This window comes from uncultured Microbulbifer sp., assembly GCF_947504145.1.
In the GTDB taxonomy this organism is placed as follows: Bacteria; Pseudomonadota; Gammaproteobacteria; order Pseudomonadales; family Cellvibrionaceae; genus Microbulbifer.
The window spans coordinates 415,827-441,849 of the sequence record NZ_CANNGQ010000003.1; the positions used below are offsets into that span (position 1 = coordinate 415,827).

The following is a 26,023-nucleotide window of genomic DNA, read 5'->3' on the forward strand; positions in this document are numbered from 1 at the left end:
GCCGTGAACCCATCCCTGGGGGCTCTGCAAAAACATCCTGTTTTTGAAGGTCTCGCGAACTTCCCCCGGCGTCAGTACCTGCAACTCCCCCTACGCACTTCGACCATCCTTTGTCCGGATATAGCTTACGAGGCAGATCAAATCAGACTGAAGCCTGGGTGCCGGCACCACCGGAACAGCTAGAGAAGAAATACCACTCCAGCCAAATCAATCCACATCCCGCCCACGCCCAGCACGCAGCAATTCAAACCACTCTTCACGATCCAGCTCCATTTCCAGAGCCCCCAGGGCCGCCACAAGTCTTTTGGGGTTACCGCTCCCGAGTACCGGGATCACCTTTGATGGGTGCTTCAACAGCCACGCCAGCGCCAATTGCATGGGGCCATGCTCCGGATTCAGGTCGCGCAGTTGGGTCAGGCGTTGCAGCTCCCGCTGCACACGCACTGCACCTTCGTCATTGCCACTGAACAGCCTCCCACCGGCGAACGGCGACCAGGCCATGGGGATAATATTGTGTTGCTGGCAGTGATTCAGCTGACCGTCAAACATCGGCTGGGAATGGAGTAGAGAAACTTCGATCTGATTAACCACCAGTGGCAGGGAAAGGCGGGACTGCAACAGGTCGGCCTGATGGGGCAGGAAATTGGACACCCCCAGGTGTTTTACCTTGCCCTCAGCCACCAACTGCTCCAGTACTGCTGCCAGAGCCTCGGCATCCATCAACGGGTCCGGGCGATGCAGCAACAGCAGGTCCATCTGCTCAATACCCATATCCCGCAAACTGGCTTCCACCGCACCGCGCACATGGTCGCCGTCCGTAGCGTAGTGATTAATACGCGCACCGGACGCTTCGCCAGCCAGGCGGATACTGCACTTGCTGACGATTTCCATCCGTTCGCGCAACTGCGGCTTCAATTTCAGCGCTTCGCCAAAAAACTGTTCGCAGCGATAGTCACCGTAGATATCCGCAAGATCAAAAGTGGTTACTCCCAGGTCCAGCATCTGCTCAAATAAAACAATGCGCTCGGCGGGAGAGTAACTCCAGTCGGTAAGGCGCCAGAGACCGAAGGCGATACGGGACAGTGAAAGTTCGGGAGCGAGGAGAGAGGTAACGCACTGCATAAAAAAATCCGCCGGATCAAAAGATACCGGCGGATTTTCGCATACTACTGCCGGGATTGAATCGGCCCCTGCCGGGGCGGATTCAGACCCACAGGCTTACGCTGCACTTACTGGGGCAGATTGAGCGTTTCCGCAATATCCGCCCAGGATACCAACTTGAAGTTCTGTGCCTGGCTCGGCATACGGTTGCGGCCGTCCTGCACCACCAGCAAGCCTTGCGGGTACTGGCTACCAAAGGCCGCACTGGACACTTCAAGACCATCGGTTTCCGAACTGCCGTCGAGATTCTTGTCCAGGTTGATATCCACCTTGAAGTTACTTACAAACTGGCTGCCATCGCGGCTGAACAGCGCGTAGCTGTTGTTGCCCTGGCTGGATACCACCAGATAGCTCTTGTCGCCGGCATGGTAGAGGCCCATACCTTCCACATCGGCTGCCAGGCGCTCGCCATCCACCGCGGCGATCAACTGCGGTTTGGCTTCGCGGGACAGGAAGGCGGCGATATCCAGACGCCAGATACCACCATCTTCTTCACCGAAGAACAGCGTCTGCATCTCGTCATCCACCACGCAACCTTCCACCTGGCTTTCCACCGCTAGAGAGGCGACCTGCTGCAGGCTCCAGTCCACGTTGCCAGTGCCGGGGACTATCTGCAGCAACTGCACCGCGCCCTCCTTGTCCGACACCCAGGTCATCAGGTCGGCACCCTTGCGGTACACACACAGCCCGTAGGGGTCTTCCATATCCAGATTGCGCAGCCCCAGGTATTCCACCTGCCCGGCGGCGCTGATGCCGAACAGACTCACACCGGGGTCGGTACGGTTGGTGGCGGCGGCAATGGCCACAAACTTGCCGTGCTGGATCGGGCGCAGGTCTACATTGTTGACGCGACCGACCGCGAAGTGTTCCACCAGCTTGCCGTTCAGGTCGTAAACATTGAGGCCGCTTTTCTTGTCGGTACCCAGAATCAAGCTGGCAGACGGATTGACCGGGTTAACCCAGATGGCAGGGTCATCCGCGGCATCGCCACCGGAAGTAACCGGCGCAGTCTGGCCGCTGGCGCGCACCCGCGGGATTTCTACCGGGCCGCGGAAGGCCTGCATTTCAGCAGCGGGCTCCGGCAGGGTCACGGCAAAGCGGTGCACCTGGTCACTCTCTTCTTCCAACGCGAGCAATGCGCCCTGCAAGACCGCGGCGGACACCGGCTCCATTTCCGCCAGTGCTTCCACAAAATGCGGCCCCTGACGGGGGGTATTGATATTAAAGGCGAGGACCCTGTCACCGGCGGTCAGCCACAGGTTGCCGCTGACACTATCCAGCCACAAGCCGCCAAATTCGTCGGCCGCCAGGGCGGAGGAAGTGGCGAACACCTCCCGCTCCTCGTCCATTTCCGCGTCGGCATTGAGGGTCCAGATACCCAGTGGCGGCTGGGCAACCAGGAGTTTTCCACTGCGGTCGTCCACCACGCAGGAAGAAACCTGCTCACCAAAATACAACGGTCGCACGCCGGTAAATTGCCAGGCCTGCTCGCGGGGGTGCACCACGTATTCGTGACCGAGGCCATTTTCGTCGATAGCAAACAAGTGCGTGCGGCCGGCCTGGCGGGAAAAGCACATGGCCACCTGGGGCGCACTGGTACTCATAGCGCCCAGGTAGCGGATGCGCGGGCTGCCGTCCTCTAGATCCAGCAGGCGTAGTTGCAGCTCAGCGCTGTCCTCATCGTACACCGCCACAAGCCAACTGTTTTCTTCCAGCTGCTGCAGGGCAAAGCGCTCCACGGTGCCGCCGTCGAGAGCGAGCTTTTCACTGCCTTCGGCATCCACCAGTACCAGGCCGCGCTTTTCACTGGCCAGCAGCAGGTATTCACTGCCGCCCAGCGCCAATGGTGCGAGCTGGCTGGAAATCACATCACTGAGTGCGAACTCTGATTGCGATGTCAGGGGGGCGGGCTTTTCCGCAGACTTCTCGATTTGAGGTCCGCAGGCACTGAGCAGGCCGGCAAGCGCCAATGCGCCAGTGGTTCTTAAAAAGGTATTTCGCGACATAATGCTTTCGTCTGTCTGAGATTGGCCAGTCCTTTGACTGCAGGAGGAGCCAAAATACGCCCCCAAGATTGCAGAAAGATGGCAAACAGGTGACTAACTGATTTCATGGTTTAAAAATAGCAGAAAGCCCGGCACCGACTTCCACCGGTACCGGGCTTTTGCATGACCTGAACCCCTAACTTAGAACGCGGAGCGCCAAGTCAGGCTGTAGGTCGGCGTGCTGTCTTCGAACTGCATTTCGTTGACCGGCTCGCCGTAGTCACGAATGTACTCGACCTTCTCCTGATCCAGCAGGTTGGTGCCGCTGAAGCGCAGAACCGATTGCTGAGTCACATTCCACTCGATGAACATTTCCAGGTTGCCGTCGTACTCGGTGATCACGTATTCCTCAAACTCGGTCTCGAGGGATTCGCTGCGTTTCTGATAAGAGACACCGGCGCCACCGAAGCCAGGGATGTCCTGGGTCAGGCTGATGTTGTACACCGAGTCCGGCTGGTTGCGGAAGGTGCGCATCTCGCCGGTGAACGGGTCTTTGATCTCGGAGTCGAGGTACGCGTAGTTGGCGTAGAAACCGGTGTTTTCCAGGCCCATGAAGGCCAGCGGCATGGAAATGTCGAATTCGACACCCTGAGAAGTGCCGCTACCCACGTTCATCGGCGTGAACAGAGCACCGCCGGCTTCGGTGTCCACACCGGTGTCGGTCAGCTCGATCACGTCATCGATGTCGCGGTAGAAGAAGTTCACGCCCACAATGCCGCGGCCCGGCAGACGGTGCTCAAAACCGAGATCGAAACCCCAGGCCAGCTCGGATTGCAGATCCGGGTTGCCCACGGTGATGTCTTCATCGTCCGGAGTCTCGTCCTCTTCAAACGGGGAAACCAGGTCGAACTCCGGGCGGCGCAGGGTGCGCGCAACGGACGCGGTCACGCGGTTGTCCCCATCCATGTCCCAGCGCAGGCTGAGAGACGGCAGCAGCTCATTGCTGTCGCTGGTGGCACTACCGTCTTCGTTGGAAACTTCGCGCTCGTAGATGTCGTAGCGCAGACCACCTTCCAGGCTCAGCTCATCAGACATGTCGTAAGTCAGCTTGGCGTAGGGTGCGACGCGGGTCTCTTCGATATCCGCTTCCACGTCAAAAAAGCCAGCCTGCATGCCGGTGCGCTCACTGGCACCGAACGAAAGGCCGGTTTTCAGCTCGGTGGCGCCAAGGGCAACTTTGTAGCTGCCTTCCAGCGAGTAGTTCTGGTCTTCGATAAACAGTACTTCGTCGCCAGTTTCCACCCCCTCGGAAACACCATCGTCAAATTCTTCTTCGGTCTCGAAGTTGACGGTGTCTTCCTTAAACTGGGACAGGGCCGCACTCAGCTCCAGTTCACCTCCACCCAGAGAGGTAACGTACAGGCCATCAATGCCCCAGCTGGTCTGGTCGATCTGTTCTTCCTGGGTGGCGATGGCTACCAGATCGCCCTCGGTGCGGCTTACCACGTCGCCTTCGTACTCGGTGACCAGTTCATTTTCGGTGCGGTCGGTAAATACGTAGTAACCGTTGAAGCGCAGCTCAGAGGTGTCATCAAGCTGGAAGCCAACAGAGCCGTTCAGGGAGCTGTCGTTGCCGTCGCGAGTATCTTCTTCGAAAGCGTAACCTTCGAGCATTTCTTCATCGTAATACTCTTCCGTTTTGCGCTTCGGGTTATAGCGCTCCTGGATATTGGCACCCAGCCAGAAGTCGTATCCTTCACCAGCGTGGGCAATGGCCGCAGAGCCGATGGTGCGGAAATCTTCAGAGTCGGCGTAGTAGGTACTGCCCAGACGCGTGGTAATGCCATCGAGCTTGGCGCCATCTTTCAGGATCACGTTGAGCGAGCCGGCAACGCCCTGGGAAGTCATATCCGCAGAAGGCGAGCGGATGATTTCGATGCGCTCAACCAGCTCGGAAGGAATACGGTCTACAAAGAAAGTGCGATCGGCACCCTGACCCGGGATCGGGCGACCGTTGATCAATACTTCGGTGTACTCGGCGTTCATACCGCGCAGTTGGACCGCATCGTATTCGAGCACGTCGGAAGTGAAGGCAACGCCCGGGGTACGCTTGAGCATTTCGCCTACGGTCAGCGGCTCGAAGCGCTGGAAGAAGTCCAGGTCAAAAGACAGCGTCGGGTTGATGTCGTCGGTGCGGTCGCGATACACATTGGTACCGGTTACTACGATCTCTTCCACGCCGGAGGCTGCGGTCATGGCGGCCATTTCGTTGGCTGAGCTCTGCGCAGCGGCGTTGACACTGATGATGGCGGCGGCAAGAGGCGCCACCATTTTCAGATTGAATACAGACTTGGTCATAATTCCCCGTTCCCCATTTCTTTCCAGTCATCGGAAAGTGGTGTTACTGATTGCAGAAGCAGTTGGTTGGCCGTTGTATGGAGGGGAAAAACTGCATATCCCGCTCCCGACCTGTTGATTTGTGGGCGCAGGCTAATCTTGAGATGTGAACGTTGCGTTACGGTTTTTTTAAAATTGTCATATTGCGCCGTTATTGTTGCCGACAGAAAAGGCCCCAAAGCCAGGCAACCAGCAGCGCAGGCTATTGCCAGGCCTCATTGACAGCAGATATGAATAATTGGTGAACGTTTTATGACTGACACAAAACACCCCGCCGCCGAGGATCAGGCACCCGCCAGCCCACAGCGCCGCACCCTGTTCAAGGCCATCGGCGCAGCGACTGCAGCCACGGCCGGCGCGACCCTGCTGCCGGGATGTTCCGCAGAGAAGAAACCTGCGGAATCCGACAACCTGGGGTTTGCGGAAATCCCCCACCGGCTGGACTTCAACCATCACATACCGGAAGGCTATAGCGCCGATCGGGTGATGAGCTGGGGCGACCCTCTGGATGCCTTCGCCGACAAGTTTGTGCCGGAAAAGCTCGACGCCAGTGAACAGTCCCGCCGCTTCGGCTACAACAATGATTTCATTGCCTTTATGCCCCTGGACCCGGATGCCGCCCCCGGTGAGGGCGACAGACACAGCTTGAGCCGCAATAGCGAACGCGGCCTGCTGTGCGTCAACCACGAGTACACCCAGCCCCACCTGATGTTCTCCGGCTATACCGAGGACAACTCGATCCGCGGCACCAGCGATGACCATATCGCGGTGGAGCAGCAGGCCTGCGGCCACACAGTGGTGGAAGTCGAGAAGACCACGACTGGCTGGCAGCCGGTACTGGGCAGCCCCTACAACCGGCGCATCTCCCTCACCACGGCGATGGATATTGTCGGAGCCGCCGCTGGCGACAAGCGTCTGCAAACGAACGAGGATCCCAGCGGCACCCGCGTGTTCGGCACCGTGGGTAACTGCGCCGGCGGCAAAACGCCCTGGGGAACGGTACTGATTGCCGAGGAAGGATTTGGCGGCGCCTTCCAGGGTGACCCGGACAACGTGGCGGACGAAGTAGAAGCGCGCAATCACCACGCCTTTGGCATCGCCGAAGACAATCGCAACTGGGGCGACTACGACCGTCGATTCGACATCACCGTTGAGCCCAACGAGCCAAACCGGTTCGGCTGGATGGTGGAATACGACCCCTACGACCCGGAATCCACCCCGCGTAAACTCACCGGCTTCGGCCGCTTCGAGCACGAAGGCTTTACCGTGGTGAGCAAACCCGGCGAGCCCATCGTGGCGTACGGCGGCGATGACGAAGCGCACCAGTTTGTCTATCGCTTTGTATCCCGGGGTATTTACCGCCCGGGAGAAAACGCACACAACCGCACCTTGCTGACCGAGGGCACTCTGTATGCCGGGCAGTTTAACGAGCATGGCTCCGGGACCTGGCTGCCGCTCCTATTCGGCCAGGGACCGCTGACAGGGGAAAATGGATTCCGCAATCAGGCCGATGTGCTGATCGACTGCCGCCGCGCTGCCAGGTTAATGGGTGCAACGCCAATGGACCGCCCGGAAGATGTGGAAACCAACCCGGCAAACGATTGCACCTATGTCATGCTCACCAAAAACAGGAAGCGTCTGGCGGGTGAAGAAAACCCCGCAAATCCGCGCGCGCGCAACACCGCCGGCCACGTACTGGAAATCGTGCCGCCCGGGCGCAGCGGAAACCGAAACCATGCCAGCAACACCTTCCGCTGGAACACGTTTTTACTGGGCGGCAATCCCAACGCGGAAGACCCCGCCGAGCGCGGCGCCTATGGCCAGCAGCAACCCGGTAATATTTCTGCCCACGGCTGGTTTGCGAACCCGGATAATGTAGCGTTCGACGGGCTGGGCAATATGTGGGTTGCCACCGATGGCTGCGAAAGCTTCGGTTTTCACGATGGGTTGTGGGCGATGGCCACCGAAGGAGAATTGCGTGCGGCACCCAAGCATTTCTTTGGCTGCCCGGAAGGTGGAGAAATCTGCGGGCCGGAATTTACCCCAGATGGCAAGACACTGTTCGTCGCTGTTCAGCACCCGGCGGATGCGGACGACTCGACGTTCGATAATCCATTGCATCGCTGGCCGGACAATGACCCGACCCTGCCACCGCGGCCGACGGTCCTGGCTATCCGGAAAGATGAGGATGGGATTGTAGGAAGCTGATTTTTTGCGGTTCACGTTTTGGCAGGCCCGGTGGTTCCAAAGAAATCACACCGGGCGTGTCATTCAGGATGATCGCAGGGAAGCGAACCACCGGGAAATGGAATCGCGCCGCCACACCAGTAATACGAGCGCGATGGCAAAATAAATCGCGGGCTCAATCCAGCCACTTTTCACCGACCACCAAAAATGCCAGCAGGCCAGCAGCACCACCGGGTACAGGAGCCCGTGGAGCTTCTTCCAGTTTTTTCTCATCCGGCGCATCAATGCCGGCAGTGATGTGATCGCCAGCGCAAACAGGATCAACCAGGCAGAAAAGCCCAGCAGAATATAAGTGCGCTTCACCAGTTCAGTACCGATCAATGACCAGTCCAGCCCGAGGTCCAACGCCAGCCAGGCACTGAAATGCAGTGTGGCCCAGGTGAAACACCACAGCCCGAGAGGACGGCGCAGGCGGTTCAGCTGACCGAAATGCAGTGCCCGCGCGAACGGCGACACCAACAGGGTAAGCAGCAGCAGCCGCAGAGTCCCCATACCCAGGTAGTGAATCAACTCTTTTACCGGATCCCCGCCCAGGCGTCCGTCGTTGACCGCAACAAACAACCACAGCAGGGGCAGCAGCGCACCGATGTGCACACAGATTTGTAGCGCGATCGCCAACCTTTTGCGCCAAGCTGTTTTTTTCACCGAGCCAGCCATCAATAAAACTTCTTCAGGTCCATACCCGAGTAAAGACTCGCCACCTCTTCGGCATAACCGTTAAATGGCAGAGTCGGCTGGCGCTTGACTGAGAACAGGCCGCCGGGACCAATAAAACGCTCGCTGGCCTGAGACCATCGGGGGTGATCCACCGCGGGATTCACATTGGCAAAAAAACCGTATTCCTGCGGCGCCAGCTTGTTCCAGCTGGTGGGAGGCATGTGTTCCACAAGTTTTATCTTGACGATGGATTTGATCCCCTTGAACCCGTACTTCCACGGCACCACCAACCGAATCGGCGCGCCGTTCTGGGGCGGCAGGGTTTTGCCGTAGAGCCCGACGGAGAGGATACTCAGCGGATGCATGGCCTCGTCCATACGCAGCCCCTCCACGTACGGGTAATCCACACCACCTCCCACGTAGCGGTTGCGCTGCCCGGGCATTTGTTCCGGGTCGTACAGTGTCTCGAAAGCCACGTACTTGGCGCGACTGGTAGGCGCAAACCGTTTCAGAAACTTGCCCAGCTCGAACCCCACCCAGGGAATCACCATGGACCAGGCCTCCACACAACGCATGCGATAAATGCGCTCCTCCAGCCCGATCTCACCCATCAGCTTCCACACATCCACCGTCCCCGGCTTTTCCACCTCTCCCTCTACAGTCAGGGTCCAGGGCTCGGTTTTCAGCTGCTGGCTGTGTTCTGCCGGGTCCGTCTTGCCGGTACCGAACTCGTAAAAGTTATTGTGCGTGGTGACCTTGGCTTCCGGCGTGAGGGCGAGCTCGGGGGCGGGCTTATCGGCCGCAAAATCGAGAGGCTTGCGCGGCGCGGCTTGCGGTTTGTCAGCCCCGAACAGGTCCAGTGCCTGCGCGTTTCGCGCGAGCAGCAGCCCGCCAATTCCCGCACCAACCCCCTTGATCAGGGTACGGCGGGAAACATAAGCGGACTCGGGAGTCGCATGTGCTTCAGTGAGCAGTTTCGGTGGCGGCGATTTGATCAGCACGTTCTGGCTCCAGCGTTGTTCTACAAAGTGACCACGCACTCCATGGTCGGTGAAAATGAGTTTGTTCCGTCGTCTGCCGTTCTGATACCGGTCTTACTTTACTGGAACAAGCTGGATAAGACCGTTTTTCAATGATTTAGTGCCGAATTAGCACTCTTCGCAATAGGAGAACAGTATTTTTGGTGGGCAGCCGAAATGCAGACTAATGTTTTAACTCTACTGTCACCTTCACTGAGAAGCCGTGGCATCTGGCCCACCATAGCCAACTCCCACCAATGCCCAAACTGGGCCTTATGAGGTAGCGAACATGCTTGAGACAATTATTGTCATACTCGTCGTGCTCTGGCTGCTGGGGCTCGTGAGCTCGTACACCATGGGTGGCTTTCTGCACGTATTACTGGTGATTGCAGTAATCCTGCTGATCCTGCGCCTGGTGCGGGGCCGCGGACCATAGCGAAGCGAAACCCACGGGCGAAGCCGAACACCGAAGGCAAAGCCGATTTATTGTGATCTGACCAGCGCCCGGGCCGACAACGCCCGGGTGCTTGTCAGTACACTGCCGTAATCACTGCCGACATCAACCCTATGGATCGGCATGCCCTGCCAGGTGGTCGACGGCAAAATCACCCATATTCTGCGCGAGTTCACGCTCTCCAACAAATACCGCGGTTGCCCCCTCTTTGCGCAGAATCGGATCCATTTCTTCGCTTTCCGCACAGACCAGAATGGTGATTTCCGGGCGCAAGAGCTTTGCCGTTGCCATCATTTTCTGTGTGCGCACCATATCGGGCACCGTCACAATCAGCATGCGTGCTCTGGCAACGTGAGCCTGGATCAATACATCCTCATCCGACGCATCTCCACAAACCGCCGGAATTCCCTCAGCGCGCAATCGCTCCACCCGCTCCCGTTGTATTTCAGCCACCACGATGGACATGCCGGTTTGACGCAACTGAGTACCAATACGGGTTCCCAGCTTGCCGTAGCCAACGATCAGGGCGTGCCCGGTAAGGGATCGCAAATCGGTGCTCATGGGCAGCTCGGCGAGGGGGTCGGCGGAACGCTCCATGGCCCGCGCCAGTTTCGAGCGCCCACGTATCCAGCGTTGCGCCGGCTCGATCAGATTGAAAAGCAGCGGATTCAGCGCGATGGAAATCAATGCACCGGCAACGATCAGGTTTTGCCCCTGTTCGGGTAATAACCCCAGCGACATGCCCAGTGCCGCGAGAATAAATGAAAACTCGCCAATCTGCGCGAGACTGGCAGATACAGTAAAAGCCGTGTTCAGCGGATAGCGGAATAACAGAACGAGCAGGAAGGCGGCCAGGGTCTTGCCAAAAACAATGATCGCAACAACGGTCAATACCCGCACAGGCTCTTCCAGCAACATGGCCGGGTCAAACAGCATACCTACCGAAACGAAAAACAAGACCGCAAAGGCATCGCGCAGAGGCAAAGACTCTTCTGCCGCCCTGTGGCTGAGGGCGGACTCCCGCAGCACCATGCCGGCAAAAAAGGCACCGAGTGCGAAAGACACACCAAAGATGACCGAGGAAAAATAGGCGATTCCCATGGCGGTGGCGATCACCCCCAGCGTAAACAGCTCGCGGGACCCCGTGCGTGCCACCTGCCAGAGTAACCAGGGGAAAAGACGCCGGCCGGCCAGCAGCATCAGCGCGATAAAGATACCCACTTTTCCCAGTGTCAGGGCAACGGTGACAAGCAGGCTGCCGGCATCCTCAGCCCCTGGAGTATCCCCTCCCAGCCATCCGGCGAGCGCCGGTAATACCACCAGGGCAAATACCATCACCAGGTCTTCAACGATCAGCCAGCCCACCGCAATTCGGCCGTTCAGCGTATCCAGTAAGCCTCGCGACTCAAGCCCCCGCAGTAGCACGACGGTACTGGCAACCGATAACGCCAGGCCGAACACAACACTGGCACCAAGGCTCCACCCCCACCAGTGTGCAACGGAAGCACCCAGCGCAGTCGCCACCATTATCTGTGCCAGAGCACCAAAAATGGCGATGCGCCGCACCGCCATCAGATCTTTCAGGGAAAAGTGCAGCCCGACACCGAACATCAGCAGAATCACGCCAATTTCCGCCAGCTGCTGGGACAGCGCCATATCCGCCACGAAGCCCGGCGTAGCCGGCCCGATCATTACGCCCGCGATCATATACCCCACCAGGGCGGGCAAGCGCAGGCGCACGGCGATAAACCCGAGTACCAGCGCTAACCCGAGCGCGACTGAGATGGTGGTGATCAGGGCAATATTGTGATGCAAGCGTTTTCCTTAGCGCATGTATGGACAACACCAACCAGTTCACTGGGGCGAATTTAGGCGTTGACAGAGGTGTAACGTGTGGTGGACAGGGCAACCGTCAGGTCATAAAGAACTGCTGCAGCCCCACCAACACGTTGGTTGTGGCCACAGAAGCAAGAATCAACCCCATCACCCGGCTGACGATACTGGCACCGGCACTGCCAATCCAGCGGTAGATCCAGTTGGCGGTCAGCAGTAGCAACAATACGATTCCCAGGACCGCAAGCATGGCGGTAGCGGATTTCACCTGGTGAATCGGGTCAAAGCGGTGATTGTCGGTGAGCACGACCGCAGCCAGCATCGCGCCAGGAGAGGCGATCGAAGGCACCGCGAGCGGGAATATGGCCGTTTCGTGCCCTTCTCGCACGATTCCTACCTCAGATTCCGGTTTGCCCTCACCGAATATCATGGTTAAGGCAAACAGGAACAGGACGATACCACCAGCTACCTGGAACGCCGACAGTGGCACACCGACCGCTTCGAGCAGGTATTGGCCCAGCAACAGGAAGAACATCAAAATACCCGTGGCCACTGCAACCGCCAACAGCGCGATTTTGCGCCGCTGCCATTCGCTGTGTGCACTGGTCACCGCAATAAACACCGGCAGGGTGCCTACCGGGTCGATTACGGCAAAGAAAAAGACAAAGCTGCTGATCCAATCGTTCAAGTGGTTCCCTGTTAGCGCGTGCTAGTATCGAAAAAATAGAGGATATGATTCCACAAGAGTCTAGTGCATGACAAACCATTCCCCGACAGCCCGCCGTATCGCCAAGACCATCCTCAATGGCTTCGATGCCTATTTCGCCGATTTTCAGAATATTACCCTGGGCGCCAAGGCGCGATTTGAAACCGCCGCCTGGCCGGCGGTACGGGAAACCAACAAGGAGCGCATTGACCTCTACAAGGTCAAGGTCAATCAGGTGCTCAAGCTTGTGCACTCGGTAACCAGCAAAGATACGACCCAGCTGGAACTGTGGGGGCAGGCCAAGGCCACGTACGCCCAACTGATCGCCAACAACAACAATTACGAAATCGCCGAGACCTTTTTTAACTCGGTGTTCTGCAGCCAGTTCCAGCATGCACATATCCACGACAGCCATTGCTTCGTGAAATCTTCCCGCGCACCGGACGAAAAGCCACTGCGAGATTACAGCATCTATATCAGCTACAGCGGAAGTGAGGGGCTGGAGGCGATGATCGAAGACATCCTCGCCGATTACAGTTTCTCCATTCCCTGGGAAGACATGCCGCGGGATATCGCCAACATCTGTAAAAGCCTGCGCGAGGGCCCCCTGGCGGGCAAGCTGGAGGAGGACGACGAACAGCGGCTGCGGGTGGATATGCTGGAATCCGTGTTCTACCGCAATAAAGCTGCCTACCTGGTAGGACGGCTGATGTTCGCCGGGGAAGTGATCCCGCTGATCCTGCCCTGCCTGAACAGCGGCCGCAGTAGTATCTTTGTGGACACACTGATCCACGACAACGACTCCGCCAGTATCATCTTCAGTTTCACCCGCTCCTATTTCATGGTGGACGCGCCTATCCCGTCACGGTTTGTACGCTTCCTTTCCACCATCATGCCGCTCAAGGAAAAATCCGAGCTGTACAACTCCATCGGCTTCCACAAGCACGGAAAAACCGAGTTCTACCGCCACATCCTTGCGCATATGAAGGTGAGCAACGACAAGTTCATCATCGCCCCGGGGATCAAGGGAATGGTGATGAGTGTATTTACCCTGCCCTCCTATCCAGTGGTGTTCAAGGTCATCAAAGACAAGTTCGATTTCCCGAAAACCGTCACCGAAGAAGTCGTCCGGGAAAAGTACAAATTTGTATCCCGCGCCGACCGGGTGGGCCGGATGGCCGATACCCAGGAATACACCAATTTCATTTTTTACCGCAATCGGTTCAGCGATGAGCTACTACACGAACTGCAGACCCTGGCGCCGTCCAAGCTGCATGTGGATGACAAGTGGGTCATCATCAAGCACCTGTATGTAGAGCGGCGCATGGAACCGCTCAACCTGTACCTGGATCAGGCGGACGAGCAGCAGACCATCGAGGCGATGGAAGAATACGGCAATGCCATCAAACAACTGGCGGCAGCGGATATATTCCCCGGCGATATGCTGCTGAAGAATTTCGGCGTCACCCGCCACGGGCGGGTGGTGTTTTACGATTACGACGAGCTCTGCCCACTCACCGAGTGCAACTTCCGCAAAATACCCGAGCCGCAGACCGTCGAGCAAGAACTGGCTGACCGCCCCTGGTATACCGTGGCGGAAGCCGATGTCTTCCCGGAAGAATTTCGCCTGTTTTTTTCCGGCAACCCGGTGGCCCGCAAAGCGTTTGAGGATCAGCACAGCGACCTGTACGACTACCACTACTGGCAGCGCCTGCAGAAGCGTATTCGCGCCGGCCGGGTAGACAGTACCTTCCCCTACCGCCGCAAGGTTCGCTTTCATCGGCTACCCATCAAACGCAGTGGACAGTGAAATACAGTGGAGCGTGAAACGGTGCCGCACAAGAATGACGAGGTGACAGCCGACTAACTGCATAGCACCCACTGACGGCGGGTATTCACCAGCTATAGTTAAAACAGCGGATTGGTACCGATGGAGGTAAGAAGTGCGGTATTTCGGCGGTAAAGCCCTGTGTGTCGGATTGGTGATGTGGAGTCTGTCGATGAGCGGTTGCGGTTACCTGCCCAGCGAGATGGAATCCGAAATCGGAACCGGCAAGTCAAAAACGCCGGAGGCCGCTGCCGGCGTCAGTATTCACGCCGCCAGTTGTAAAACGCCCGCCAAAGGCTTCAAGCTGGTGACCTTTGATGACCTCTATGACGTTACCGACGATCCCCGCCTGCCGTTCCGCCCCGCCTCCAACCTGCCGCAGAAATACGATGTACGCGCCTTTGTCTGGGGGTACGACAACTGCCAGGAAAAAGGCACCTGCCAGCACGGCGATCACTACTGGTTGATCCGGCGCGGCCCCGAGGGTGATTTTTCCACCTGGGTGGTCACACCGCAATTTCCCCGCATCACCATTGAATCCCGCTGCAAGGAACATCTGAAGGTCGGCAAACGCTACCGGCTGTCGTTTGACAACGGCAAGCTGGTGGGGCTCAGCAGGAACTGATCCGCCTCACACATCCAGCTTTTTCAAGTAGCGGTAAATTGCATCCTGCGAGCGCACATTGCGCTTGCTCTTGTGATTGGCTATACGTCCATTGGTCTGATCCGCATCCAGCAGCCGCGCCTTCTGATTGTCCTGCCACTGCAGCTCCATAATATCCAGCACGGTTTTTCGATGAACAGCGGATTGCAGCGGGAAACTGACTTCTACCCGATGGTCCAGATTGCGTGTCATCAGGTCGGCGGAAGACAGGTACACCTGCACATCGCCGCCATTGTGGAATGCGTAGATTCGTGCGTGCTCCAGATACTTGTCTACCAGGCTGATGACCTTGATGTTGTCTGACAGACCTTTGGTCTGGCACAACAGGGCACACATACTGCGCACGATGATTCGCACTCGCACCCCGGCAGCGCCGGCCCGGTACAGGTGGTCGATCACCTCGGAATCTACCAGGTTGTTGCACTTGATGAATATTTCTGCCGGCTCGCCCGCCGTCGCCGCAGCGATTTCCTTGTCGATACAGGCCAGGATGTTCGGGCGGTTAGTGTGCGGCGACATCCAGATATGGTGGTAACCGGGCTGCAAATGGGGCTGCTTGATAAAGTCGAATACCCGATACGCATCCTCGCCCATTTTGTCGTCACTGCTCAGCAGACTGAAATCGCAGTAAAAGCGCGCGGTGCTCTCGTTAAAATTACCGGTACCAAAATGACTGTAATAGCGGTTTCTTCCACCCTCCTCACGCAGGATGGAAATCAGCTTGCAGTGCACCTTCAGCCCCGGCACACCGTAAATAACCTCCACGCCCGCATCACTCAGCTCGTTGGACCAGTGAATATTCGCCTGCTCATCGAAGCGGGCCTGGAGCTCCACGACCGCGGTCACCTGTTTCTGGTTGCGCACCGCATTCACCAGTGCTGCCACCACCCGTGAGTTCTGCGCCACCCGATACAGGTTGATACGGATTTCGCGAACCTTGGGGTCAATTGCTGCAGACGCCAGCAATTTCGTGATCACGCGGAAATCATGATACGGGTAGTAACACAGGCGATCCGCCTCCCGCAGCCAGTCAAAAATATTGGCGCTGTCCGGCAGTGTGGGCAGTGGTTTGATTTTGCGGTAGGTATGCTGCTTGCTGTCCGCCGGAAAACTCATGAAGTCTTTCGAGTTGTGATAGCGGCCGCCGGGGGTATAGCTGTCGTAACGCCCCATTTTCAGTTTTTTCTTGATCAGCTGCAGAAGCGCTTCCGGCATGGTCGAGTCGTACACCAGGCGTACCGGCTCCGCCTGCTTGCGCTTTTTCAGCGATTTTGCCAATCGATCGACAAGATTCTGCGTGACGTGCTCCCCCAACTCCAGTTCCGCGTCGCGACTGATTTTGAAGGTGTACGCAGCCGCTTTTTCGATGGGCAGCACAAAACGGAACACCTCCACCAGACAGGCGCGGATGACATTATCGAGAACGATATAAACCTTTTCATGGCGCTGCTCCCGATGCGGGATGGCGACGAACCGCGGCAGAATATCCGTGGGTAACTCCAGCCCGGCAAAGCGCAGACTGCCGTCTTCCAGCTCTAGATATATGCCGAAGTAAATGCTCGCTTCATTGAGAAGGGGCATGGTATCCCGATCGTCAATAAAGAAGGGTTCCAGCTCAGGCAATACTTCACGGTGGAAATATTCCTCCACATAGGCGCGCTGACTGTCGGTCAACTGGCGCTCGTTGATGACGTGAATATGGTTGCGCCGCAGATCTTTCAACACTTTGGCATAGGCGTTGCCAAAGCGAGCCTGCAGGCGCAGCACCTTCTCATTGATATGCCCGAGCAGGTCGGAAAAATGCTCTTTTTTCTTACTCCCCTTGGCGAAAGTGGCCAGGCGGCGCACATCCGCCACGCGAACCCGGTAGAATTCGTCCAAATTGTTGGAGAAGATGCCAAGAAAGCGCACCCGCTCGATAATGGGCACACTCTCGTCTTCCACTTCCTGCAGGACGCGGGCATTAAACGAGAGCCAGCTCAGCTCCTTGGGATACAGGGGAATCTCTTTTGCCATACTCTCTAGTGCATTTTCCGTGGAACTGGACTCCAGGGGCTTTCCCGTGGAGCTTGGCAGGCCTGTCGGCAGAGCAAAATTATTCGGTTTCAAACGGATGGACGCTCTCAAAAGCCATAGGTGATGACTGCCCAGTTTGCTACATTTTTGTTACGAGAATTTGACAGCGATAAACATGACAGCCGATAACGCCGCTGAAACCAGCCACAAACGCTACGCCGCCCTTGACCTGGGATCCAACAGTTTCCATCTGCTGCTGGCCGAGTTTCGCGATCAGCGCATGGTGCGCCTGCACACCGACCGCGCCATGGTGCGCCTGGCCGAGGGGCTGGACAGCGAGTGCAACCTGGCGCCCGACGTCGCCGAGCGCGCTCTGGAAGCCCTGCGCCGTTTCGCGCCGGTCATCCAGGATCTCCCGCTGGACAATGTACGCGTGGTCGGCACCAACACCTTGCGCGCAGCCAGCAACCGCGCCGATGGCTTTCTGGAGGCCGCAGAAGCCATTCTCGGTGCCCCCATCGAAATCATCGCCGGTATCGAGGAAGCGCGGCTGATCTATTCCGGGGTGATGGCTGCAGCCGATGGGCCGCCACAATTGCGCTGCGTGGTGGATATCGGCGGCGGGTCTACCGAACTGGTGCGTGGAGTCGAGTCCCCGAGGCAGCTGCAGAGTGTCAGTATGGGCTGTGTCGCGTTCAATCGCCGATTTTTCGAAAGCGGTAAAATCGACGCCGGCAAACGCAACAACTTTATCCGTGCCCGCCGCGCCGCTCAGGCTGAGCTTCAGGAGCTGCAACATATCGCCGATGAAGCATTGGTGATGGGCGCCTCCGGCACCATCAAATCCGTCGCGCGGGTACTGAACAATGGTGAATTACTGCCGATCCTGCGGGAAGACTTGGACGCACTCGCCGACACGGTGGCCAGCTGTAACACCGTGGAAGCCATCGAGCTGCCATACCTGGAGCCACAGCGCCGCCCGGTGTTTGCCGCAGGCCTCGCAATACTGCACGGGATTTTCCGCGAGCTGAATATCCAGCAGATGCATATCTCACCCTATGCCATTCGCGAAGGCATTGTGCATGACCTCGCGGGCCGTGCCGCCGGTGGTGACCGCCGTGCGGATACCGTTGCCAACCTGATGGAACGCGGTGAAATCGATCCCGGACAGGCGAAACGGGTTGCCAATACCGCGCTGCAATTTCTCGGCCAACTGAATCCGCACGCCCAAGTCGCCCAGCGACGCTTACTGCACTGGGCCGCCGACCTGCACGAGATCGGCCTGACGCTCTCCCACAGCAGTTTTCGCAAATTGGGAGCCTACATGATCGAGCATGCGGACATGGCCGGGTTCAGCAAAAACGAACAGGAAAACCTCGCCTACCTGGTGCGCAACCAGCGCGGCGACATCAAAGCGGTTCAGGAGCACTACGGTTTCCACCCCGGCAGCGAGCTGTTACTGTGCCTCCGCCTCGCCTGCATCGTGCACCGGGATCATGTGGATCGGGAAATAACTGGGCTCGACCTTTCCGCCGAGGGCCCCGGTTACCACCTGCGGGTTCCAGAAGACTGGATCTATCAGTATCCGGCCATCGAAGATCTGCTAGCCCTGGAAGTACAGTGCTGGGAAGACAAAGGCATCAAGCTCGCCCTGCAACATATCTAGCAACCTCTTCGGGAACATCGTGACGAAATCCGGCACTGCTGCGACATCACTCGACCGACTGCAACTACAGCACCGCTACGCTGACCTGGGCCCGGTATTCGGCACCCCTACGGCGCCCACACCGCTTGAAAATCCACACCTTATTCATGTGAACAAAGAGGTGATGGCGCTTCTCGGACTGGATGTCGCCGAAGCCACCCACCCGGACTGGCCCAGCTACACCACCGGTAGCAAACTGTTTGCCGGCAGTGTGCCTCTTGCCATGAAATACACCGGCCACCAGTTTGGCGGTTACAACCCGGAACTGGGTGATGGCCGTGCACTACTGCTCGGCGAAGTGGAAAATTCCGGTAAACACTGGGACCTGCATTTAAAAGGCGCCGGGAAAACTCCCTACTCCCGCTTCGGCGACGGCCGTGCGGTATTGCGCTCGACCATCCGCGAATACCTTGCCGGTGAGGCACTGTCGACACTGGGAATTCGCAGCACCCGCGCGCTCAGTATTGTCGGCAGCCGCGAACCGGTGGCCCGGGAATCCATGGAAACCGGCGCGGCCCTGATTCGTGTAGCGCGCACACACATCCGCTTTGGCCATTTCGAATATCTGTTTTACACCCGCCAGCTGGACGCACAAAAGCAGCTGGTGGAGTTTGTATGCGCACAGTTTCTGCCAGAAGTGACTGGCCAACCGATTCAGGAACAGGCGGAAGCACTGCTGCGCTTTACCGTTCAGCGCAGCGCCGAGCTGGCTGCAGGCTGGCAGTCAGTGGGCTTCGCCCACGGTGTGCTGAATACGGACAACATGTCGATCATCGGCGACACCTTTGATTTCGGCCCATACGGGTTTCTCGACGACTACGAGCCCGGCTTTATCTGCAATCATTCGGATCACACCGGGCGCTACGCTTTTGATGCGCAACCCGGAGTAGTGTTGTGGAACCTGAACGCACTGGCCCACGCATTTTCTTCACTGCTGGACGCAGAAATCCTGAAGGATTGCCTGGGTCAGTTTCAGCCGTTGCTGATTGAGCACTACGCGGGATTAATGCGGGCGAAACTGGGACTGGCGCTGAAAGACGATGGTGATCAGCAGCTGTGTGCAGACCTGCTGCAGATACTGGAGCAGGGGCAGGTGGATTACTCGCTGTTTTTCCGCACCCTCAGCCATTACACCGGAGAACGACCCGCGGCTGCGCTGGAAGCACTGGTCTCGCCCTCCCAACACGCAGTACTGCAGGACTGGCTGCGACGCTATGACCAGCGGCTGCAAAAAGAAAAGCGCCCTGCGCAGCAACGCAGCCAGGCGATGCTGGCGACCAACCCCAAATTTGTTTTGCGCAACTACCTGGCACAGCGGGTGATCGAGGCCGCTGAGGCTGGTGATTACCAGCCCCTGGGGATTCTGTTTGATCTGCTACAGTCGCCATTCGACGAGCACCCCGGGTTTGAAGACTGGGCCGCAGCGCCCACGGACACCGGAAAACATCTGCCCATCAGCTGCTCGTCCTGAATCGGGCTTTAGATCGCTCGTTTTAAACCGGCAATCGCGTGGTACGCCTTTTTGGGCGTGCCATCGCGATCAAAAATGAGCGGGTAGTTAGTGCGCCCTACCACCGGCCAGTCGTTTTTCCAGGATTCTGCATCCGTGGTGCCCCACAGAGAAACCCTGCGCACCACCTCCCTATGCTTCCAAAACAGCCTGAACAGAGATTCATAACGGGCCGCCAGTTCGTCCACCACCTTTTGCGGCAGCGCTTCCGGATAGGGATTCAATGCATCGGCATAGGCAAAGTTGGTGGAGATCTCAGCGCCCATATAGTCGTAGGCCTTGGGCAGCACATCGACGTCCAGTTCGGTAATGTGCACATCGAGGCCAGTAGCGGCGATGGCTTCAATACTGGCTTCCAGGCTGGCAAGCTCGGGATCTGCCAAATGCACGTGAGCCTGCATACCCACACCGTGAACCGGCATCCCTTTTTTACGGAATCTTACGATCTGCGCCAGGGCAAAATCCCGCTTCGCAGGGATCGTCATGCTGTAATCGTTGTACAGCAGCTCGGCCTGGGGGTCCGCCTCCTGTGCCAGGTGAAAGGCGCGCGGGAAAAAGCCCTCTCCCAAAGATTTGTACCACAGGCTTTCACGCCACAGGCCCTCGTCGGTTACCGCCTCATTGACCACATCCCAGGCCTGAATTTTGCCGTGGTAGCGGCCGACCAGCGTAGCGATGTGGGTCTCCATGGATAATTTAACGTCGGCCGCCGGACGCAGGCGGCCGTGGCCATCTACAAATACAGATTCCGGCATCTGTGAATGCCACACCAACGTGTGACCGATGTTGTACATCCCGTTCCGTTGACCATAGCCAACAAAGTAGTCTGCGCGTTGCCAATCCCAGCTTTCCGCATCCGGATGGACCTCCTCCCACTTCATTGCATTTTCCGCGGTGATGGCACTGAACTCCCGTGCCACCAGGGCTTCAATACCCGGGTTCCGGGCCAACAGGGTGGTGTTGGAGAGCGCGGTGCCAAGCTTGAAATCACCGGCGAAAAGCGCGGCCAGTCCGGTACCTGCACCGGCCTTGAAACTCGCTTCGGCAAGTAAACGACCCGGTATCGCAGTGCCTGTCACCAGGCCCACGGCCGCTGCAGACAAAGCGCTTCGCAGAAACTGCCGCCGGCACTGATTCATCGCTTTGTTCATGGATTCTCTTCCTCTATTTTATTTTTATTTGATTGCTTTTTAGCCTGCACATCCGGGATCACCCCAATGGCAAAACGCTAGACAGGCCCGCCCCTCATGTTATAGTCAATAAGACTATCATGAGTAATCAACGATCAATAACAATAAAAAACCGAGAGAAAACCATGCAATCGTCCGCCATCAGCGTTCGCGAGAAAATTGGCTACGGCCTGGGTGATACCGCCAGCAACATCGTGTTTCAGGTGGTGATCAATTTCCTGCTGGTGTTTTACACCGATGTATTCGGCATTTCTGCCGCCGCAGCGGGCACCCTGCTGTTGCTGGTGCGTATCTTCGACGGGATTACGGACCCGGTCGTTGGCGGCATGGCAGACCGCACCCGCTCGCGCTGGGGACGCTACCGTCCTTTCCTGCTCGTGATGGCGCTGCCCTACGCCGGGCTCGCGGTACTGGCTTTCACTACCCCGGACCTGGGGGAGAATGGCAAACTTGTTTACGCCTACGTTACCTACACGCTGCTGATGACGGTATATACCGCCATTAACATCCCCTACTCTGCTCTCGGCGGCGTAATCTCCGAAGACACCACCGAGCGTGCCTCTATCCAGTCCTACCGGTTTGCCATGGCCATGGTGGGCGGCGCGCTGGTGTCCGCGCTGACACTGCCGCTGGTGAACCTGTTAGGACAGGGAGACAAAGTGTTTGGCTACCAGTTGGCGATGGCAGTAATGGCCACAATCGCCGCCCTGTGTTTTTTTATCTGCTTCTGGTCCACCCGCGAGCGCGTGCAGCCCGAGGCCGGGCCAGAGAGCGCCGAAAAATTTCGAATGAGAAATTTTGCCGGGGATTTTTTCAATCTGTTCCGCAACAGCCAGTGGGCCATCATTGCCGCGACGACATTTTTCCTGCTAGTACTCGTTGCCATGCGCGGCGCGGTGACGCCTTTCTATGTGACTTACTATTTCCAGACCGAAAGTCTGGTGAGCCTGTTTGTCAGCCTGCCCATGCTGGCCGGCGTTGCCGGTGCAGTGAGCACCAACTTTCTCGCCAAGCGCTTCTGTAAAGTCCAATTGTTCAACTGGTCGATGATTGGTGTCATCGTCACCCACGCGGCGATACTGCCACTGGGGCGCGATCAGGTTTACCTGGCTCTGGGGCTGGCGATGGCCGCCAACTACGTGCACATGATTGCCATTCCCCTGGTGTTTTCCATGGTGCCGGATGCGGTGGACTGGTTTGCTCAGAAAGGGCACCCCAAAAAAATGGCTATGGCCTACTCCGGCCACCTGATGGCGTTGAAGCTCGGCCTCGCCGTTGGCGGCGCCAGTGCAGGCTGGTTGCTGGGGTATTTCGACTATGCCCCCAATGCTGTTCAGAGTGAGCGCACCCTGAACGGCATCGTACTGATCTATGCCGCCGGCCCGGTGATCTGCACACTTATTTCCATGGCAATTTTCCGCCGCTACCAGCTTACGAACGCTTACATCGCCGACCACCTAAGCGGCGCGCAGCCCACCGATGCAGACGCCCTTCCTCCCAAGACTGCTCCTGCGGTTTCCAACCAACACAGTTTGTAGAAGTAAGGACGTGATGAACAATCCAATTCTGAAAGGCTTTAACCCGGACCCCTCCATCGTGCGAGTAGGCGAGGACTACTACATTGCTACCTCCACCTTTGAGTGGTATCCGGGGGTACAGATTCACCACTCCAGGGATCTGGTGAACTGGCGTCTGGTCAGCCGCCCACTGAACCGGGAGGCGCTGCTGGACATGCGCGGCAACCCAGATTCCTGCGGCATCTGGGCGCCCTGCCTGTCCTACAGCAACGGGTTGTTTTATCTCGTGTATACGGACGTGAAGCGCTTCAACGGTAGCTTCAAAGATGCGCACAATTACATCACTACCTGCGACACTATCGAGGGTGAATGGAGCGATCCGGTTTACATCAACAGCAGCGGTTTCGACCCGTCACTATTCCACGATGATGACGGCCGCAAATGGTTTATCAATATGGTGTGGGACCACCGCACCGGGAAGAATCCTTTTGGCGGCATCCTGCTACAGGAATACGATCCGGTGGCGAAAAAACTGGTGGGCACCATCACCAATATTTTCCGCGGCACCGAGGCGGGGCTGACCGAAGCCGCACATATTTATCGTCGCAGCGGTTACTACTACCTGCTTACCGCGGAGGGCGGCACCGGCTACGAACACCGCATGACCTTTGCACGGGCCAAAAATATCCAAGGCCCCTACGAGGTGGATCCACAGGGATATTTCCTCACCTCGGTGGACAACCCGGCACTGCTGCTGCAGCGCTCCGGCCATGGCGATATTGTGGAAACACCCCAGGGTGAAGTCTTCGCGGTGCATCTCTGCACCCGCCCGCTACCCGGATTGAAACGCAGCCCACTGGGCCGCGAAACCGCCATACAGCGGGCACAGTGGAGTGGAGACGGCTGGCTGCGTCTGGCCCACGGCAACAATCAGCCCCAGGCCACCCTGGATACCCCGGACCTGCCCACACACTCCTGGCCCGAAGACCCAACACGCGACGAATTCGACGGTGCGGAATTGCCCATGCACTTCCAATGGTTGCGCACGCCCTATCCGAAAAATTTCTACAGCCTGGAAGATCGGCCCGGCCACCTGCGCCTGTACGGCAAGCAGTCTATCGGCAACCTATTCGAGCAGGCGCTAGTTGCCCGGCGCCAGCAGGCGTTCTGCTTCACCGCCACCACCCGTGTGGAGTTTGTGCCAGAGAGCTTTCAGCAGATGGCCGGCCTCACCTGCTACTACAACGGGCAGAAATTTTACTATCTGTATATCTCCCACGACGATGAGCACGGCAGGCACCTGGCCATCATGAGCCACAGCGAAGGTGAGGTAACCGATGTGCAATTCCCACTGGGGAATTACGGCTCAGGTAGTGAAAAAGTGGTGCCGGTCCCGCAAAGCGTACCCATTTACCTCCGTGCGCAGGTGGCGTTCGAGAAGCTGGATTTTCTCTGGTCTACGGATGGGGAAAGCTGGCAGAAGGTCGGGGATACACTGGATTACAGTATCGTCTCGGATGAGGCGGGGCGCGGCGAAGGTGCCAGCTTTACTGGCGCGTTTGTGGGCATGGCCTGCCAGGATATTTCCGGAGCCGACTGCCCGGCCGACTTCGATTTTTTCGAGTACATCGAGCAATAAGTTGCCGGTTGGCATCACTGCCCGAAATTTTCAGGATGCTACTGATGAGTAGTTTCTCGCAAACACCTGTTGCCCGGAGGCCGAACGTCCCGGGCTTTTTTATTCTTCGCGAGAAAAAGCTAAACCCCAAAAAACGCTACACCTCAAACACAAATCCCTGTTCGGTCAGCTCTTTGTATACCTTCAAATCAAACCGGTATAAATTGGCAGCACGGTAGCTGACCCCAGACTGCTTTTCATCGGTACTCACCAGCAGGTTCATTTTCATCATTTTGCGACGGAAATTGGGCTTGTCGAGAGTGATATTCAGTACTGCTTCGTACAGCCGCTGTAATTCCAGCAGGGTGAACTTTTCCGGCAGCAGATTAAAGCCGATGGGCTCGTGGCGCACCTTGTGCTTCACACGCATCAGCGCTGCGCTCAGTATGCGCTGGTGATCGAAAATCAGTTCCGGTGTATCCCGCACATTCACCCATTGGGCATCCATTTCGGTTTTACCCGCGGAGAGCGCGTGCGCATCTGAACGAACCAGAGCAAAAAAGGCGACCGTAATGATCCGGTCACCGGGGTGTCGGTCCAAATCGCTGAACACATGCAACTGTTCGAGAAAGATATCCCTGACCCCGGTGCGGTCCTGCAGCACCCGACTGGCGGCCTGCTCCAGCGTCTCCTCCAGCTTGAGCCAGTCTCCCGGTAGCCCCCAACGGCCGCGGCTTTCACCCTCACCGTGCTTGACGATCAGTACTTTCAGCTCGCCATCGTCGAAGCCAAAAATCACATTGTCTACGGTGAGTGCGTGTTTCGGGGTATCCATATTTTGATCGCGCGTTCCGCTTGTGGCCTGGCTGCCGGCATACACTACCACCGGCGCAGTTTATTCATTGGCGAATCTGCGGATTATTCCACAGATACCGGAGCATGACAGCGCCAACGCGGAATCGAAATGGTGCCGTTACCGAGAGCATCTACACTAAAATAGAAGCCCCAAGGCAGAAACCGACCGGATAAGGTGATATGGTCACACCTTGTTCTAGCGATGGATCCCACTATGAAAACTCTACTCGTTGCCCTCACCACCCTGCTGTTCACCACCCAGCTCGCGTTTGCCGATGTGGTAGGACGCTGGACCACCATTGACGATGAAACCGGACAGAAAAAGTCAGTGGTAGAGATTTATGAACAGGGCGGTAAATATTATGGCAAGGTGGTAGACCTGCTGATGAAGCCGGACGACACCGTGTGCGATGCCTGCCCGGGCGATAGAAAGGGTCAGAAAATTGTCGGCATGAATGTCATCACCAACATGGTAAAAAAAGGTGACGTCTACGAGGGCGGCCAGATTCTTGACCCGGTAAAGGGCAAGGTCTATGACTGCAAAATGTGGGAAGAAAACGGCAACCTGATGGTGCGGGGGTACCTCGGGTTCTTCTATCGCACCCAGACCTGGTACCCGGCAAAGTAAACCTGAATTAAAGTCTGGGCCGCCTGCCTGCGA

Annotated in this window: 19 protein-coding genes; 9 read left to right on the plus strand and 10 right to left on the minus strand. The window is 57.5% G+C overall.

The features are described 5' to 3' along the window. Positions 1 to 207: 207 nt before the first annotated feature. The 3 genes from Q1A74_RS12525 to Q1A74_RS12535 all read right to left on the minus strand — a co-directional run bounded on the left by Q1A74_RS12525 (position 208) and on the right by Q1A74_RS12535 (position 5,504). Positions 208 to 1,122 (minus strand): aldo/keto reductase family oxidoreductase, encoded by a 915-nt coding sequence (locus Q1A74_RS12525; RefSeq protein WP_299596425.1) that lies wholly within the window; start codon positions 1,120 to 1,122, stop codon positions 208 to 210. 107 nt (positions 1,123 to 1,229) lie between these two features. Continuing rightward, positions 1,230 to 3,167 carry a phytase gene (locus tag Q1A74_RS12530; protein WP_299596429.1) on the minus strand — a complete coding sequence of 646 codons (1,938 nt, stop codon included), beginning with the start codon at positions 3,165 to 3,167 and terminating at the stop codon, positions 1,230 to 1,232. 180 nt (positions 3,168 to 3,347) lie between these two features. After that, positions 3,348 to 5,504 (minus strand): TonB-dependent receptor, encoded by a 2,157-nt coding sequence (locus Q1A74_RS12535; protein WP_299596432.1) that lies wholly within the window; start codon positions 5,502 to 5,504, stop codon positions 3,348 to 3,350. Between the two features lie 291 nt (positions 5,505 to 5,795). Here Q1A74_RS12535 and Q1A74_RS12540 point away from each other — a divergent pair, with 291 nt between their 5' ends. Continuing rightward, positions 5,796 to 7,751 carry a PhoX family phosphatase gene (locus Q1A74_RS12540; protein ID WP_299596434.1) on the plus strand — a complete coding sequence of 652 codons (1,956 nt, stop codon included), beginning with the start codon at positions 5,796 to 5,798 and terminating at the stop codon, positions 7,749 to 7,751. Between the two features lie 63 nt (positions 7,752 to 7,814). Here the strand turns inward: Q1A74_RS12540 and msrQ are convergent, their stop codons facing one another. Both msrQ and msrP read right to left on the minus strand, forming a co-directional pair. Next, positions 7,815 to 8,435 carry a protein-methionine-sulfoxide reductase heme-binding subunit MsrQ gene (gene msrQ, locus Q1A74_RS12545; RefSeq protein WP_299596437.1) on the minus strand — a complete coding sequence of 207 codons (621 nt, stop codon included), beginning with the start codon at positions 8,433 to 8,435 and terminating at the stop codon, positions 7,815 to 7,817. Between the two features lie 11 nt (positions 8,436 to 8,446). Then, positions 8,447 to 9,448 carry a protein-methionine-sulfoxide reductase catalytic subunit MsrP gene (gene msrP / locus Q1A74_RS12550; RefSeq protein WP_299596440.1) on the minus strand — a complete coding sequence of 334 codons (1,002 nt, stop codon included), beginning with the start codon at positions 9,446 to 9,448 and terminating at the stop codon, positions 8,447 to 8,449. A 307-nt stretch (positions 9,449 to 9,755) separates the two neighbouring features. Between msrP and Q1A74_RS12555 the strand changes: the two genes are divergently transcribed. Beyond that, positions 9,756 to 9,902, plus strand: coding sequence for a lmo0937 family membrane protein (locus Q1A74_RS12555; RefSeq protein ID WP_161859444.1), 147 nt, complete (start codon positions 9,756 to 9,758; stop codon positions 9,900 to 9,902). 129 nt (positions 9,903 to 10,031) lie between these two features. On the opposite strand, the gene ybaL is transcribed toward Q1A74_RS12555, so the two are convergent. After that, positions 10,032 to 11,735, minus strand: a complete 1,704-nt coding sequence (gene ybaL / locus Q1A74_RS12560) for a YbaL family putative K(+) efflux transporter (protein WP_299596445.1) — start codon at positions 11,733 to 11,735, stop codon at positions 10,032 to 10,034. 97 nt (positions 11,736 to 11,832) lie between these two features. After that, positions 11,833 to 12,441, minus strand: a complete 609-nt coding sequence (locus Q1A74_RS12565) for a MarC family protein (protein ID WP_299596448.1) — start codon at positions 12,439 to 12,441, stop codon at positions 11,833 to 11,835. Between the two features lie 67 nt (positions 12,442 to 12,508). Here Q1A74_RS12565 and aceK point away from each other — a divergent pair, with 67 nt between their 5' ends. Together aceK and Q1A74_RS12575 are read left to right on the plus strand one after the other, a co-directional pair. Beyond that, on the plus strand, positions 12,509 to 14,269 hold the full coding sequence (aceK, locus tag Q1A74_RS12570) for a bifunctional isocitrate dehydrogenase kinase/phosphatase (protein WP_299596451.1): 1,761 nt from the start codon (positions 12,509 to 12,511) through the stop codon (positions 14,267 to 14,269). A gap of 133 nt (positions 14,270 to 14,402) precedes the next feature. Beyond that, positions 14,403 to 14,912 carry a hypothetical protein gene (locus Q1A74_RS12575; RefSeq protein WP_299596454.1) on the plus strand — a complete coding sequence of 170 codons (510 nt, stop codon included), beginning with the start codon at positions 14,403 to 14,405 and terminating at the stop codon, positions 14,910 to 14,912. A gap of 6 nt (positions 14,913 to 14,918) precedes the next feature. On the opposite strand, the gene ppk1 is transcribed toward Q1A74_RS12575, so the two are convergent. After that, positions 14,919 to 17,060, minus strand: a complete 2,142-nt coding sequence (gene ppk1 / locus Q1A74_RS12580; protein ID WP_299596457.1) for a polyphosphate kinase 1 — start codon at positions 17,058 to 17,060, stop codon at positions 14,919 to 14,921. Between the two features lie 82 nt (positions 17,061 to 17,142). Here ppk1 and Q1A74_RS12585 point away from each other — a divergent pair, with 82 nt between their 5' ends. Further along, positions 17,143 to 18,633: a Ppx/GppA phosphatase family protein gene (locus Q1A74_RS12585; RefSeq protein WP_299596460.1), complete on the plus strand. Its 1,491-nt coding sequence runs from the start codon at positions 17,143 to 17,145 to the stop codon at positions 18,631 to 18,633. Between the two features lie 19 nt (positions 18,634 to 18,652). Further along, positions 18,653 to 20,143: a YdiU family protein gene (locus tag Q1A74_RS12590; protein WP_299596464.1), complete on the plus strand. Its 1,491-nt coding sequence runs from the start codon at positions 18,653 to 18,655 to the stop codon at positions 20,141 to 20,143. A gap of 8 nt (positions 20,144 to 20,151) precedes the next feature. Here Q1A74_RS12590 and Q1A74_RS12595 read toward each other — a convergent pair whose 3' ends face one another. Further along, complete coding sequence (locus Q1A74_RS12595; RefSeq protein ID WP_299596467.1) at positions 20,152 to 21,333, minus strand: endo-1,4-beta-xylanase; 1,182 nt, start codon at positions 21,331 to 21,333, stop codon at positions 20,152 to 20,154. Positions 21,334 to 21,497: 164 nt separating this feature from the next. On the opposite strand from Q1A74_RS12595, the gene Q1A74_RS12600 reads away from it, so the two are divergent. Both Q1A74_RS12600 and Q1A74_RS12605 read left to right on the plus strand, forming a co-directional pair. Further along, the gene (locus Q1A74_RS12600; RefSeq protein WP_299596469.1) at positions 21,498 to 22,910 is read left to right on the plus strand and encodes a glycoside-pentoside-hexuronide (GPH):cation symporter; all 1,413 of its coding nucleotides are present in this window, start codon (positions 21,498 to 21,500) and stop codon (positions 22,908 to 22,910) included. Between the two features lie 13 nt (positions 22,911 to 22,923). Further along, positions 22,924 to 24,528, plus strand: coding sequence for a glycoside hydrolase family 43 protein (locus Q1A74_RS12605; protein WP_299596472.1), 1,605 nt, complete (start codon positions 22,924 to 22,926; stop codon positions 24,526 to 24,528). 136 nt (positions 24,529 to 24,664) lie between these two features. Here Q1A74_RS12605 and Q1A74_RS12610 read toward each other — a convergent pair whose 3' ends face one another. After that, on the minus strand, positions 24,665 to 25,342 hold the full coding sequence (locus Q1A74_RS12610) for an NUDIX domain-containing protein (protein WP_299596475.1): 678 nt from the start codon (positions 25,340 to 25,342) through the stop codon (positions 24,665 to 24,667). Positions 25,343 to 25,576: 234 nt separating this feature from the next. Here Q1A74_RS12610 and Q1A74_RS12615 point away from each other — a divergent pair, with 234 nt between their 5' ends. Continuing rightward, a complete protein-coding gene (locus Q1A74_RS12615) occupies positions 25,577 to 25,990 on the plus strand; it encodes a DUF2147 domain-containing protein (RefSeq protein ID WP_299596478.1) in 414 nt (137 codons plus the stop codon). Positions 25,991 to 26,023 lie beyond the last annotated feature (33 nt).

Bases quoted from the DNA above. Each gene is read 5' to 3' on its own strand.
- Q1A74_RS12525 (WP_299596425.1), bottom strand. From the start codon at position 1,122: ATGCAGTGCGTTACCTCTCTCCTCGCTCCCGAACTTTCACTGTCCCGT.
- Q1A74_RS12530 (WP_299596429.1), bottom strand. From the start codon at position 3,167: ATGTCGCGAAATACCTTTTTAAGAACCACTGGCGCATTGGCGCTTGCC.
- Q1A74_RS12535 (WP_299596432.1), bottom strand. From the start codon at position 5,504: ATGACCAAGTCTGTATTCAATCTGAAAATGGTGGCGCCTCTTGCCGCC.
- Q1A74_RS12540 (WP_299596434.1), top strand. From the start codon at position 5,796: ATGACTGACACAAAACACCCCGCCGCCGAGGATCAGGCACCCGCCAGC.
- Q1A74_RS12555 (WP_161859444.1), top strand. From the start codon at position 9,756: ATGCTTGAGACAATTATTGTCATACTCGTCGTGCTCTGGCTGCTGGGG.
- aceK (WP_299596451.1), top strand. From the start codon at position 12,509: ATGACAAACCATTCCCCGACAGCCCGCCGTATCGCCAAGACCATCCTC.
- Q1A74_RS12585 (WP_299596460.1), top strand. From the start codon at position 17,143: ATGACAGCCGATAACGCCGCTGAAACCAGCCACAAACGCTACGCCGCC.
- Q1A74_RS12595 (WP_299596467.1), bottom strand. From the start codon at position 21,333: ATGAACAAAGCGATGAATCAGTGCCGGCGGCAGTTTCTGCGAAGCGCT.
- Q1A74_RS12600 (WP_299596469.1), top strand. From the start codon at position 21,498: ATGCAATCGTCCGCCATCAGCGTTCGCGAGAAAATTGGCTACGGCCTG.
- Q1A74_RS12605 (WP_299596472.1), top strand. From the start codon at position 22,924: ATGAACAATCCAATTCTGAAAGGCTTTAACCCGGACCCCTCCATCGTG.
- Q1A74_RS12610 (WP_299596475.1), bottom strand. From the start codon at position 25,342: ATGGATACCCCGAAACACGCACTCACCGTAGACAATGTGATTTTTGGC.
- Q1A74_RS12615 (WP_299596478.1), top strand. From the start codon at position 25,577: ATGAAAACTCTACTCGTTGCCCTCACCACCCTGCTGTTCACCACCCAG.